Below are 12,397 nucleotides of genomic sequence, written 5' to 3' on the forward strand. Positions count from 1 at the left end.
GCCACTTGCCACTTGAGACTTGCCACTGCCTTTAAGAGCAGGGATTTTCAACATACCCCGGCGCATCACACACCTGCGTCAACGCCATGCCCCCGCCGTTGCGGCCGTTCCAGTCCAGGGTGTGGGCCATGCGTGCGGCCTCGAGGTCGGGGCGCGGGGTGATGGGCGGCAGCAGGCTGCTCAGGGTGGTGGGGGTGAGGCCGAGGCGCATCTCGTAGATGACCTGGTAGGCGAGTACGCGGCGCACGTAGGCACGGGTCTCGGGGAAGGGGATCAGTTCGGCCCAGACGTCGGCGGGCATTTCGCCGTTCTTGGGCAGCCAGCTGTCCACCCTGTGCGCGCCGGCGTTGTAGGCGGCGGTGGAGAGGATGGGGTGGCCGCCGAAGCGGTCCAGGTTGCGGCGCAGGTAATAGGTGCCGATGGGCACGTTGACCTCCGGTCTGAGCAGGTCATGGGCATGGTTGAGACGCACCTTGGCATGGGGGGCCATGTTGCGCCCGGTGGTGGGCATGACCTGCATGAGACCCAGCGCCCCGGCGTGGGAGCGCGCGTCCACCATGAAGGCGCTCTCCTGGCGGGCGACGGCCAGGGCCCAGGCGGGATTGATGCCCTGTGTCGCCGCCTGGTCCAGGATCAGGCGGGCGTGGGCCAGCGGGAAGCGCAACTCGATGTCGTCGAATTCCTGTGCCAGGGCGACCGCGAAAATGGCCCGGTCGTGCCATCCCCAGCCGTGTGCCAGCACGGCAGCGGCCTTGAGGTCCTCCCGGCCCAGACCGGCGATGGCCCGTTCCCACTCACGCCGGGCGTCGATGCTGCGCTCCAGCGCCCACCATTCCCGGGCGCGCTCGAACTCGGGCCGGTTGCCCAGCGTATCGATGCGGGTCTCGGACACGTCCAGACCGCGATGACCGATGCGGTAGGGGCGTTCCACACGATCGGCTGCCAGAAAACCGTAGAAATTGCGTTCCCCGGCCAGTGCCTCGAACAGTTCGGCGGCTTCCGCGTCGCGCCCCAACTCGCCCAGGGCGCGGGCGCGCCAGTAGCGCCAGGCGTGATCCTGTCGCTGCGCGGCATCCATGCGCTCGGTGGCCTTCAGCACCTCGGCCCAGTCCCCCGCCGCCAGAGCCGCGCGCACGTGCCATTCGCGCAGTTGGCCGTCGAAGACCGTTTCCGGAAGATCGGCCAGGTACTCAAGGCTGTCCCCGCCCTGACGCAGGATCAGGCGCAGCGCAATGGTCCGTTCCACGTTGAGGTTCTGAGCATCGGAGAGACCGGCCGCGCTGCCGCGGTTCTGCCACAGCCTCGAGGCGCGCTCGGGGTCCTGCCGGGCCAGTCTCAACCAGGCATGTTCGAGCATCTGTCCCGCGCGCTCGTGGCTCCCGGCGTTCCAGTCCACTCGCGCGGCCTGTTCGGGTCTGCGGTGCAAGGCAAGCCAGCGTTCGGCCCAGGGCTGCTCGGCGTCGGGCAGGTAACGGCTGATATAGCGGGCGAGGCCGGGTTGGCCTGCATCCAGCGCAAGCCGGATGCGCCCCCAGGCAAGCTCCGGGGTCAGGCGGTCGGCTGCGCGCCAGGCATCGAATACCGGGTCGCAGGCATCGGGCTGAGACCGTCCGTGCAGCCAGAGGTGTTCCACGCCGTCCAGGGCCTCGTCCCGGCGATCCAGTCGCAGCAGGGCATGGCGGTAATGGCATGCGAGCGCGGTGGTGGCGATACGGGAATCGAAATCCGCCACCAGATCCCGCCAACGGTGCTCGCGCGCCAGACGGTGGAGCCAGGCTTGATGCAGGCGTTGACCGTGGGGCGTGTCCCCGTGGGCCTCGAGGAACGCCCGCACCTCTTTGGCGTCAGCCCGGCGCAGTCGCGATTCGAGGTCCGCGAACACAAGATAGGAATACAGGGGATAGTCGGTGAGGCTTTCCAGGCCCTCGCGAAAGGCCTTGCGATTGCCGGCTGCAAGGGCCTTTTCGGTTTCCAGAAACAGGGTGCGCTGCGCGTTGAGCCTTTCCTCGACGGTGGCGGCCCCCGAACCGCCCAGCAGGCCTGCCAATAATGGAAACAGGAGCCAGGCGAGACTGCGGCGCATGCGCATCGAGAATCTCCGGGGTAGGGTCACAAACTGGAATTCACTTTAGATTCTGCCCGTAAGCTTTGCAATCACATTTGCTTTAATCGGTGCGTTTCGGCTGACATTTGGAACCTGGTTGGCATGGGCTTTGTTAACCACGAAGCCCACGAACGATTCAAAGTCAAGAAAACATGTCCTCTCGCGAAGGCGCGAAGCACGCAAAGAAGTTCCAAGGAATTTCTTTTGCAACAAAAATCTTTCCTTCGCGAGCTTCGCGCCTTTGCGAGAGAAATGTCCTTTAAGAAGTCCTTCGTGGTCTTCGTGTGCTTCGTGGTTAAGAGCCATCCAGGCACAAGCGCTCGCCGGGGCCGAGGCCGTCGAGGGTCCAGGAGCCTACGCGGTAGCGGATGAGGCGCAGGGTGGGGTGGCCGACGGCGGCGGTCATGCGCCGTACCTGGCGGTTGCGGCCCTCGGAGAGGGTCAGTTCCAGCCAGGTCACGGGGATGTGTCTGCGCGTGCGAATGGGCGGATCCCGGGGCCACAGGGCCGGCGGCTCGTCGATCACCTTTACCCGCGCGGGTTGGGTCAGGCCGTCTTTCAGTGCCACTCCCTCGGCCAGCGCCTTCAGCGCCTGGCTGTCCGGCACGCCTTCCACCTGGACCCAGTAGGTCTTGCTCATGGCGTGTTTCGGGTCACTGATGCGTGCCTGGAGCCGCCCGTCGTCGGTGAGCACCACCAGCCCTTCGCTGTCACGGTCCAGGCGCCCCGCCGGATAGACGCCGGACTCGGGCACGAAATCCGCCAGCGTGCGCCGGCCCTCCCGGTCGGTGAACTGGCAGAGCACGTCATAGGGCTTGTTGAGCAGGATCACCCGGGGCATTTGCGCTGGAAATTCGAAAGCCTTGGTAAAGTCAAAAGCCTCGGAGAGTCAAAAGCCTCGACGCAAAGTCGCAGAGACGCAAAGGGACGCAAAAAGGCATTTGATTATTGGAAAACCTTCGCGTTCCTTCGCGCATACCTTCGCGTCCTTCGCGGTTCGCTTTTGTTCGCCCCGCAGTCAGAGTCCCAGCGGATGCACGGGCGCGCCCAGGCCGGCGCCGAACAGGCTGGCGCCGATGGCGAAGATCAGTACGCCGCCCATCAGGGCCACCACCTGTCCGGTCCGTTGCCAGGCGAGGCTGCTGCCCCCGACTGCGGTGGCCCTGCCGGCCCAGTCCCGGGCCTTCACGGCAAGAATCGCCAGGACGGAAACGGTGATTGCGGTTCCCACGGACATGGCCACCACCGCGGCGACCCCTGCCATCCAGAGCCCCAGCATGTTTGCGACGGCCAGCACCAGGATGGCGCCGGTGCAGGGGCGTATGCCGACGGCTACCACCGTGCCCACCATGGTGCCCAGGCTGTTGCTGCGCGCGGCCTGCTCGGGTGTGACGTGATGGGCGTGTCCGCAGGTGCCGCAGGCGTGGGCGTCGTGATCGTGGTCGGCGTGGTGTTCGTGAACGTGCGCCGCCGAATGGCCGGGTGTGCGCAGGCGGTACAGGCCCCTCAGGGCGCGCATGATCAACCACGCACCCACGGCCGCCACCAGCGCAAAGCTCACCAGTTCCAGGGTGCGCACCTGTCCGAGGGCCTCCCGCGCCATGCGCTCCGCCACGACCACGACGCCCAGCACCAGCGCAATGGCGGTGAATCCCTGGAGCAGGGAGGAGGCCCAGGACAGGATCAGGCCCCGGCGCATGTGCTGGCGGTGGGTGAGCAGATAGGTGGTAATCACGGCCTTGCCGTGTCCGGGACCGGCGGCATGGAAGACACCGTAGAGAAAGCCGATGAGTATCAGGGCCAGGGTGTTGGCGAGAGTCGGGGCACGCTCGACGGCCTCCATGCCCCGGGCCAGATCGCGGTGCAGTTGCCTCTGCTTTGCCAGGACCCACTGCATGGTGCGCTCCCACGGCCCGGCACTTCCGGCCTGTTCGGTGGTCTCCTGCGGTCCCGCGGGGCCGGACAGGGGCGATGCCAGCGCCCAGGGCGTACAGGCGAGGAGCAACAGCAGGATCAGGGCTCGCATCTGATCTCCGTGCGCTCCGTAAAGTGGCGCCCGAGCCCGGGCTCCGCGGTCTGGTTGACATCCAGGGCGGCGGCGCGGGCGATCATCGCCGGATCGGGCCGGGGTTCGATGATGCGCAGGCTGCAGCTTTCCGACGCCCCTTCCAGCGCCACGGCGGCGTTGTCGTCATGGAGGATCTCGATGAAGTAGCTGGGATCGAACACGGCGTATTCGAAGGTGTCGGCGACCGGGTCCAGCGGCTTCTCGAGATTCAGAGTGAAGCTCAGTTCCAGACGCCCGCGATTGCGGTCCAGACGATGATCCGAAGCGGTGGCACCGCGGATTCGCGTGTCCCCATGGCGAATCTCGGTGAAGTAGTCATATGGCCCCAGATTCGTGATCATCCGGGTGCCGATATCCTCCATCTTTTCCTCCAGGGTGTCGCCGATGGCGTCCTCGGCCATCTCCTCCATCAGCACAAGGCTGTAGAAGGGGTCGATCAGCCAGGCCTGGCGCAATGCGGTGACATGCCCCTGCGCATCGAAGATCACGCTGACGCGCAGGTCGATCCATGCATGCGGATGGGCATGGACGGCTGGTGCCAGCAGCCAGAGAAGGCCCAGTAGCAGGGCGCGGGTGCCGGGAACAAAGACGGATCTTGCTACGACAGAACGGTTCAAACGGGTACTCCATGAGGCTGGTGGCATGTGTTACCACACCGCTCCTCGTTTGGTAAGCCCCGTTTGGTAAAGTTTCACCGGGAATCTGAGACGTATGCACGTTCCAGGGGCTAAAATTCATTGATGTGCAAGCGTTCTCAGGTCTTTGCATGTGGTGGGCAGGGCAAGGCTTCGGGTCGGTTGAGGCCGCGCAAGGCGGCAGGCGGCGGCATGGTCTGGCTGTCACTCGCCCTGTATGCGTTTTGCATGAGTCCTGCCGCAGCCAAGGAGCGGGAGCCGGCCCTCACGCTGGGAATCCTTCCGGTCAGCAGCCCGCTGGCCTTGTTCGAGCGATTCGCACCCCTGCGCGACTTCCTGGGCGAGACACTGGGACTTGAGGTCCGGCTCGCCTCGGCACGGGATTTTCCCTCGTTCATCCGCAACACCGCCGCGGGCGAATACGACATCGTGCTGACAGCGCCGCACCTGGTGCCGGGCGCCGTGGATAGCGGCCACTACACCGTGCGGGCCACATTCCGCGAGGAGATCCGCGCTGCCGTCCTGGTACGCAGCGAGGGGCCGGTAAATCACCTGGAGGAGCTGGCCGGCCGACCAGTGGCGGCGCCTCCCCAGGCGGCCATTGTCTCCATGGTCGGCGCCGACATGATGCTTCAGTCGCTTTCCCCCGGGGCCGTGGCGCCGGAGTTCGTCCACTATCCCAACCACAATGCGGCGGTGCAGGCGGTGGCGCTCGGGTTCACCGATGCCGCCATCGTGTCCCTGATCATCGCGCAGCAGGCCATCGACGACGGATTGCCGCTCGAGCGGCTGGCCACGAGCAGACCCATCCCGGGGCTCGGCGTGCTGGTCAGCCGCCGGCTTCCGGAATCGGTACAGGCAGGGGTGGGCGAGACGCTCATCGGCATGGAGGCCAGCGATCAGGGGCGGCAGGTCCTGAAGCAGATCCTGCTGCAGGGCTTCGTAGCCGCCGATCCCGAGGTGTTCGAGTTTCTCCGGCCCTTTGCCCCGCAGCCCGTCGGAGGGGACGGCTGATGCAGCGCTTCACTGTCCGCCTGTTGGCCGGCGTGACCGCCATCCTCGTGATCATGGTGGGCGCCATGTTGTGGAGCGGTGCGCGGTTCATCGAGAGCCAGGGCGAGCAGTTGCTCCACCAGGAGATCGAGGCCCGGGGGGTCCTGGTGTCCAGCGCCCTCGTCCAGGGGCTCGTCTACAGCGATCCGGCGGCTGTTCAGGAGGTGCTGGCGTTGCTGGGCAACGATCCGCACCTGGTCTATGCCTCGGTGGAAGATGTCAGGGGACGCACCGTGGCCGTTTACGGCGAGTTGTGGGACGTGTCGAGGGGACCGGATGCCGTGCTGCCGGACGGATACGTGGCCGGCACCCGTGACATCACGGCCGCCGGGCAGCAGTTGGGCAGTCTCTACATGGTGTTTTCCACCCGCGAGATCCAGGCGCAGATACGCGAGATGGTCTGGCGCATGGGCCGCATCGGCATAGCGGCCCTTGTGCTCGCCCTTGTCGCGGTCGCCCTGTTGACCGTGGTTCTGACGCGGGGCCTGCGGCGTCTTCGCACCGGCGTCGCCGCTCTGGAGCGCGGCGACCTGGACCACCGCATTCCCGCGGTGTCCGGGGACGAGACAGCCATGCTGGCCGAGACCTACAACCGGCTCGCGGAGTTGCTTGGCCGCACGCGCAGGCGTCTCGAGGGGGAGCAGGAGGCCCTGGCGCGGGAGACCCAGAACCTGCGGGCGCTGCTGGGCGGCGTGGATGCGATCCTTTGGGAGATGGATCCCGCGAGCCGGGAATTCGTCTACGTGGCCGGTGATGCGGATCGGCTTCTGGGTCAACCGATGACGTTCCTGCGTGACAGGGCCCGACGTCGGCAACACGTCGCTGACGAGGATCGACCTGCGCTCGGGCGCACCTGGCGTTACGTGCTGGAGACCTGTGAAACGCGTTCCGTGGACTACCGGTTCAACCATCCGGAGAAGGGGTGGATCTGGCTTCGCGACGTGCTCAGTGCCGACCCCGTCGACCGGGTGGTGCGTCACGTGCGCGGACTGACGCTGGACATCAGCCGCGAGAAAGCCCGGGAACAGGCGATGCAGGCGAGCGAAACCCGTTACCGCGAAGTCCTGGACAATATCAAGGAGGTCGTCTTTCGCACCGATGTGGACGGCCGGCTCAGTTTCGTCAATCCGGCATGGGAAGATCTCACCGATCATACGGCAGAGGACAGCCTTGGCAGGAACCTGCTGGAGTTCGTGCATCCGCTGGACCGGACGCAGGCGGAGGCCTTGTGCGCAGCGCTGGGCGCCGGCGAACGGGACACCTGCCGCCAGGAGATGCGATACATCCGCAAGAACGGCGACGTGCGTTGGGTCGAAGTCTATGCCCGCCTTGGGCGCACGCCGGAGGGGACGCCTTCGGGCATGTTCGGGACGATCATGGACATCACCGAGCGCAAGCTTGCCGAGGAGCGGGTCGAGCGGCTCGCCTTCTATGATCCCCTGACCGGCCTGCCCAACCGCCTGATGCTTAACCGCTGCCTCGTGCAGGCCCAGGCCCTGAGTGATCGCAACCGTGCCCATGGGGCGCTGCTGTTCATCGACCTGGATCATTTCAAGGACATCAACGATACGCTGGGTCACCAGGCCGGCGACATGCTGTTGGTGGATGCCGGGCAGCGCATCCTCGGCTGCGTGCGCGAAAGCGATACCGTGGCCCGCCTGGGCGGGGACGAATTCGTGGTGCTGCTGGAAGGCCTGAGCGCCGACGCGGTAGCGGCCGGCGGCGAGGTCCGCGTGGTGGCGGACAAGCTCATCGCCGCCCTGGGCCAGCCCTTCCAGCTGATGGACATGGAGCGCCATTGCACGCCGAGCATCGGTGCGACCCTGTTCAAGGGCCGCCTGCGTAGCGCCGACGAGTTGCTCAAACAGGTGGATCTGGCCATGTACCGGGCCAAGGCCGAGGGCCGCAACCGGGTCTGCTTCTTTGACCGGGCCATCGAGGAAACCGCCGGCGCACGGGTCCAGCTGGAAACCGACCTGCGCATGGCCGTGCAGGAGATGGACCGCCTTGAACTCTATTACCAGCCGCAGGTGAATCTTGCAGGGGTGCTGACGGGGGTCGAGGCGCTGTTGCGCTGGCATCATCCGCGCCGGGGCTGGGTATCGCCGGAGGAATTCGTCCCGGTGGCGGAACGCTCCGGACTGATCCACCAGGTGGGCGAGTGGGTGCTGGAGCAGGCCTGCGCCCGGATGGCGGCCTGGTCGAAAGTGCCCGGCATGAACGAACTCACCATGTCCGTCAACCTGTGCGCGCTGCAGCTGCTGGACGAGGGCCTGGAACCCATGGTGCTGCGCGCCCTGTGCCGCCACGGCGTGGACCCGGGCCGCTTGCGCCTGGAGCTGACCGAGAGCGTGTTCCTCGGGCACTCCGAAGAGATCCTGCGTACCATGAAGACGCTGGGGGCGCACGGGCTTACCTTTGCCCTGGACGATTTCGGCACCGGCTACTCTTCGCTGAGCTATCTCAAGCGGCTGCCGCTCACCGAGCTGAAGATCGACCGCAGTTTCGTCGACGGGCTGCCCGGGGACCCGCACGATGCGGCCATCGTGGAGACCATCGTCACGCTGGCGCGCAGTCTGGGGCTCGGACTGATCGCCGAGGGCGTGGAGAAAGAGGCGCAGATGGAATACCTGCGCATGCTGGGTTGTGACCGCTACCAGGGGTATCTGTTCGGCCATCCCGAGACCGCCGAAGCCCTGGAGCAGCGCTGGCGGCGCGAACCGGACGATGAATCCAACGGCGACCGGAACACGGGCGGCGGCCGTGCGTGAGTCTGACTTCAACCCGACCACCGATTGAGCCCCGACCGATGGCGTTGGTCCTGATCAAGATTCAAGATTCAAGATTCAAGATTCAAGATTCAAGGTTCAAGGTTCAAGGTTAAAGGTTCAAGGGCTCAACACTCTGCCACTGTCCCTTGAATCTTGAATCTTGAATCTTGAATCTTGAATCTTGAACCTCGTTTTACGACTTTCCTTCCAGCCTTTCGATCAGCGCCTGCCAGCGTACCCGGCGCGCGCCCTCGATGCCCAGCGTGTCCATGAGCGCCTGCAGGGCTGCGCGGTCCGGGGTGGTGGGTGCGAGGTCCAGGTCGGGCGGCAGGTCGTCGACGTCACAGTTGATGCCGGTGAGTTGCCGTGCGAGGCGCACGGTGTCGCGGTGTTCCTCGAGCAGCGCGGCGATGCGCTTTGCGCCGCGCACCTGCATCTGTGCCACGCGGCCCGGGTCTGCCAGCAGTTCATCCAGGGTGCCGAAGCGGCGCAGCAGCCGGGCGGCCGTGGCCATGCCGATGCCGGGCACGCCGGGGATGTTGTCCACCTTGTCACCGGCCAGCGCCAGCTGGTCGGCCACCTGGTCGGGACGCACGCCCAGATGCTTCTCCACGGCCCGGGCATCCATGCGCCGGTCCTGCTGAAACTCCCACCACAGGTCGCGGGGCCCCACCAGCTGCGTCAGGTCCTTGTCGGCAGTGATCAGGTGCACCGGCACACCGCGCGCCTGGTGACGCCGGGCCAGGGTGCCGATGATGTCGTCCGCCTCGTGACGGGTGCTGGCCAGCTCCACGCGGCCCAGCGCGCGCACCAGACTGCGACACAGGCGGAACTGTCTCTTCAGGGATTCCGGGGCCGGCGGACGGTTGGCCTTGTAGGCCGGATAGATCTGCCTGCGGGCGGAGGATGCCAGGCTCTCGTCGAAGGCGAAGGCGGTCGCGGCGGTCGCGTTGCGGGTGAGCAGGCGCACCAGAAACTCCCCGAAGCCCAATACGGCATTGGCCGGGTGGCCTTCGCGGTCGGTGATGCCCTCGGGCAGGGTGAACCAGGCGCGAAACACGTAGATGCTGGCGTCCACCAGCCAGACGGTCGGATCCGCCTCGGGGCGGGCGTCCTCAGGCCCTGCCGGTTGTTTTCGTACCATGGGCGTTCAGGTGCTGCTCCAGCCAGTCGGCCAGTTCACCGGGGGGCATCGGGCGCGCCAGCAGGTAGCCCTGGACACAATCGCAGCCCATGGCGCGCAATGCCGTCAGCTGTTCCTCCGTTTCCACCCCTTCGGCCACCACTCTCAGTCGCAGCGCATGGGCCATGGCGACGATGGCCTCCACCAGGGCGCGGCTGTCGGGGCTGTGCACCATGTCGTTGACGAAGCTGCGGTCCACCTTGAGCACATGGATGGGGAAGTGACGCAGATAACTGAGGGAAGAATACCCGGTCCCGAAGTCGTCGATGGCCAGCACCATGCCCATGGCGTCCAGCGTCCTGAGCGTTTCTTCCACGTGACCGTGTTTTTGCATCAGCAGGGATTCGGTGATCTCGATGTGCAGCCTGTGGGCGGCCAGGCCGTGGCTGCGCAGGCTTCCGGCCAGCCGGCTGACGAGCCCGTCGCGCCTGAATTGCACCGCGGAGAGGTTGATGGCCACCGCCAGCGCAGGCAGCCCGCGGGCGTCCCAGGCGCTGATCTGGGTGCAGGCGCGCTCGGTCACCCAGTCGCCGAGCCCGGTGATCAGCCCCGATTCCTCGGCCACCGGGATGAACTGGTCCGGAGGAATCATGCCGCGCTCCGGATGATTCCAGCGCACCAGGGCCTCGACGCTGTGCACCTGTCCGTCCGACAGCGAGACCACCGGCTGATAATGAACCACCAGCTCGTCGTTGGTGAGTGCGGCGCGCAGTTCGTTCTCCATGACCAGGCGCTCGCTCACCCGGCGTGTCAGTTCCGGCGCGTAAAAGGCGAAGGTGTGCTTGCCCCGGGCCTTGGCCTGATACATGGCGGTCTCCGCATCCTTGAGGAGATCGGTTTCCCGGGAGTCGTCGGTGGGGTAGACGGTGATGCCGATACTGGCACCCATGCGAATGCTCTGTCCGCCCAGGTCGAAGGGTTCGCGCAGGGATTCCAGCAGGCTGCGCACCAGCACCACCGTGTCCTGGGGGGACGCGATATCGGTGAGAATCACGGTGAACTCGTCCCCGCCCAGGCGCGCCAGCGTGTCGGTCTTTCGCAATCGCCCCTCGAAACGCTGCGCGATGGCCTGCAGCAGGCGGTCTCCGGTGGCATGCCCCAGGCTGTCGTTGACCCGCTTGAAGTCGTCCAGGTCGATGAACAGCAGCGCGATCAGGGTGTCGTGCCGCTTTGCGTATTCCATGGCCTGCTGCAGGCGGTCGTGGAACAGCGCCCGGTTGGGCAGGCGGGTGAGGGGGTCGGAGTAGGCCAGTTCGTTGAGCCGTTCCTGCGCCAGGCGATGTTCCTGGATCTCGGTTTCCAGGGCCCGGGACTTGTTCAGGAGTTCCTGGGTGCGCCGCCGCACCTGATGGCGCAGCAGCACGCTCAGGACGGCGAACAGGAGCAGCATGCCCACGGCCGTGACCAGTGCCCAGGCCAGCCAGACCGGCAACGCCGCGGGTGTCTCCACGGTTGCATCGATCCAGCGGCGCACGGCCTCGTGGTAGGCGGAATCGCCGTCGGATTTCAGCCGGGCCAGGTGCGCGTCGATGGTGCGCAGCACCGGTAACACGTCTTCCCGCCCCGTGGCGTAGTGAATCTCCACCGGGTTGAAGATGATGTGCGTGGCCACCAGGTCCGGCGATGCGTGCACGCGGCCCACCAGGCGGTTGACTACCGCAGCATCCACCTCCCTGCGCGCCGTCATGTCGAGCAGTGCCCGGTAGTCCGGCCCATGCACCACTTGGGTCTCGACGCCGAACTCAGCCAGCATATCCTCCATGACCTGGGCATGGGTGTCCCCGGCAAGCATGCCGATGCGTCGGCCGGCAAGATCCAGCACGGAGCTTATATCCCCCTGGCGATGCCGATATACCACGCCCCAGTTCGTGAAGATCGGTTCGCGGGTGTAGGACAGTGTGCGGGCACGCTCGGCCGTATGGGCAATGGCGGTCAGGAGGTCGATCTCACCGGCCTGCAGCGATGTCATCAGTTCGCCCCAGGAGGCCTCGACGTACTCCAGGTGCCAGCCCTCCGCGCGTGCGATCGCCTCCAGCACGTCCACGGTAAAGCCCTCGACGCTGCCGTCCCGATCCACGGAGACCAGGGGCGGATTGGCGTAGACGCCGACCCGCAGGCTGCGTTCCGGTGCCTGCCCCCACACGGGTCCGCCCGCCAGGGCAAGGCAGAGCAGACACAGGACCGCCAGCGTTCGAAGCGTGGGATTGTCGATGGGCCGATCCTCCGCGTGGCATCCGGGCCTGGCCGGCCGGTTCGTTCCAGTTCGGATTGGGTTCCGGGCGGTGCCCCGTGTCGTCCTGCCGCCCGTCGTTCGGGGCATGGTACAGAGCGGGGGCCGAAGGGCCAAGGGCGCTTTGGCTCGCCGAACTGCGATGTGGCGGAGCCCCCGCCGCGACCCCGTGCGCCGATGAACGCCGAGTTCCGCCCGGGGGCGGGCTTACGCATCCTGCACGCCGGGCTTGAGGCATGGCGGACGCGCCCCGCTTTTCCGCACCACGCGTCTTGGGAACAACCGAGTGGGTTTGCGCAGCTAGCTGTGATCTCTCAATACGTTGTTCATCCCGGCTGAGCTGCTGGCAGGCA

Annotated in this window: 8 protein-coding genes; 2 read left to right on the forward strand and 6 right to left on the reverse strand. The window is 66.3% G+C overall.

The window, feature by feature from the left end:
- Positions 1-31: 31 nt before the first annotated feature.
- The 4 genes from B1C78_RS06520 to B1C78_RS06535 form a co-directional block, all read right to left on the reverse strand.
- Positions 32-2,089 (reverse strand): transglycosylase SLT domain-containing protein, encoded by a 2,058-nt coding sequence (locus B1C78_RS06520; protein WP_077278350.1) that lies wholly within the window; start codon positions 2,087-2,089, stop codon positions 32-34.
- A 310-nt stretch (positions 2,090-2,399) separates the two neighbouring features.
- Entirely contained in the window at positions 2,400-2,945 is a 546-nt protein-coding gene (locus B1C78_RS06525; RefSeq protein WP_077278351.1) for a pseudouridine synthase, read from the reverse strand.
- A 177-nt stretch (positions 2,946-3,122) separates the two neighbouring features.
- Positions 3,123-4,130: a nickel/cobalt transporter gene (locus tag B1C78_RS06530; RefSeq protein ID WP_077278352.1), complete on the reverse strand. Its 1,008-nt coding sequence runs from the start codon at positions 4,128-4,130 to the stop codon at positions 3,123-3,125.
- Positions 4,118-4,789, reverse strand: coding sequence for a DUF1007 family protein (locus B1C78_RS06535; RefSeq protein WP_245795340.1), 672 nt, complete (start codon positions 4,787-4,789; stop codon positions 4,118-4,120). The genes B1C78_RS06530 and B1C78_RS06535 overlap by 13 nt, the downstream gene beginning before the upstream one ends.
- Before the next feature lie 246 nt (positions 4,790-5,035).
- On the opposite strand from B1C78_RS06535, the gene B1C78_RS06540 reads away from it, so the two are divergent.
- Both B1C78_RS06540 and B1C78_RS17935 read left to right on the forward strand, forming a co-directional pair.
- Complete coding sequence (locus B1C78_RS06540; RefSeq protein WP_175628248.1) at positions 5,036-5,821, forward strand: phosphate/phosphite/phosphonate ABC transporter substrate-binding protein; 786 nt, start codon at positions 5,036-5,038, stop codon at positions 5,819-5,821.
- On the forward strand, positions 5,821-8,631 hold the full coding sequence (locus B1C78_RS17935; protein WP_077278355.1) for a bifunctional diguanylate cyclase/phosphodiesterase: 2,811 nt from the start codon (positions 5,821-5,823) through the stop codon (positions 8,629-8,631). The genes B1C78_RS06540 and B1C78_RS17935 overlap by 1 nt, the downstream gene beginning before the upstream one ends.
- A gap of 193 nt (positions 8,632-8,824) precedes the next feature.
- Here the strand turns inward: B1C78_RS17935 and B1C78_RS06550 are convergent, their stop codons facing one another.
- Together B1C78_RS06550 and B1C78_RS06555 are read right to left on the reverse strand one after the other, a co-directional pair.
- Positions 8,825-9,775 (reverse strand): 5'-3' exonuclease, encoded by a 951-nt coding sequence (locus tag B1C78_RS06550; RefSeq protein WP_077278356.1) that lies wholly within the window; start codon positions 9,773-9,775, stop codon positions 8,825-8,827.
- Positions 9,747-12,134: a putative bifunctional diguanylate cyclase/phosphodiesterase gene (locus tag B1C78_RS06555; RefSeq protein WP_077278357.1), complete on the reverse strand. Its 2,388-nt coding sequence runs from the start codon at positions 12,132-12,134 to the stop codon at positions 9,747-9,749. The genes B1C78_RS06550 and B1C78_RS06555 overlap by 29 nt, the downstream gene beginning before the upstream one ends.
- Positions 12,135-12,397 lie beyond the last annotated feature (263 nt).

Origin of the sequence: Thioalkalivibrio denitrificans (assembly GCF_002000365.1) — a bacterium.
Lineage (GTDB): Bacteria > Pseudomonadota > Gammaproteobacteria > Ectothiorhodospirales > Ectothiorhodospiraceae > Thioalkalivibrio_A > Thioalkalivibrio_A denitrificans.

Excerpts from the sequence above, each read along its gene's own strand:
- B1C78_RS06540 (WP_175628248.1), top strand. The coding sequence starts at position 5,036 with ATGAGTCCTGCCGCAGCCAAGGAGCGGGAGCCGGCCCTCACGCTGGGA.
- B1C78_RS06530 (WP_077278352.1), bottom strand. The coding sequence starts at position 4,130 with ATGCGAGCCCTGATCCTGCTGTTGCTCCTCGCCTGTACGCCCTGGGCG.
- B1C78_RS06555 (WP_077278357.1), bottom strand. The coding sequence starts at position 12,134 with ATGCCCCGAACGACGGGCGGCAGGACGACACGGGGCACCGCCCGGAAC.
- B1C78_RS17935 (WP_077278355.1), top strand. The coding sequence starts at position 5,821 with ATGCAGCGCTTCACTGTCCGCCTGTTGGCCGGCGTGACCGCCATCCTC.
- B1C78_RS06520 (WP_077278350.1), bottom strand. The coding sequence starts at position 2,089 with ATGCGCATGCGCCGCAGTCTCGCCTGGCTCCTGTTTCCATTATTGGCA.
- B1C78_RS06550 (WP_077278356.1), bottom strand. The coding sequence starts at position 9,775 with ATGGTACGAAAACAACCGGCAGGGCCTGAGGACGCCCGCCCCGAGGCG.
- B1C78_RS06525 (WP_077278351.1), bottom strand. The coding sequence starts at position 2,945 with ATGCCCCGGGTGATCCTGCTCAACAAGCCCTATGACGTGCTCTGCCAG.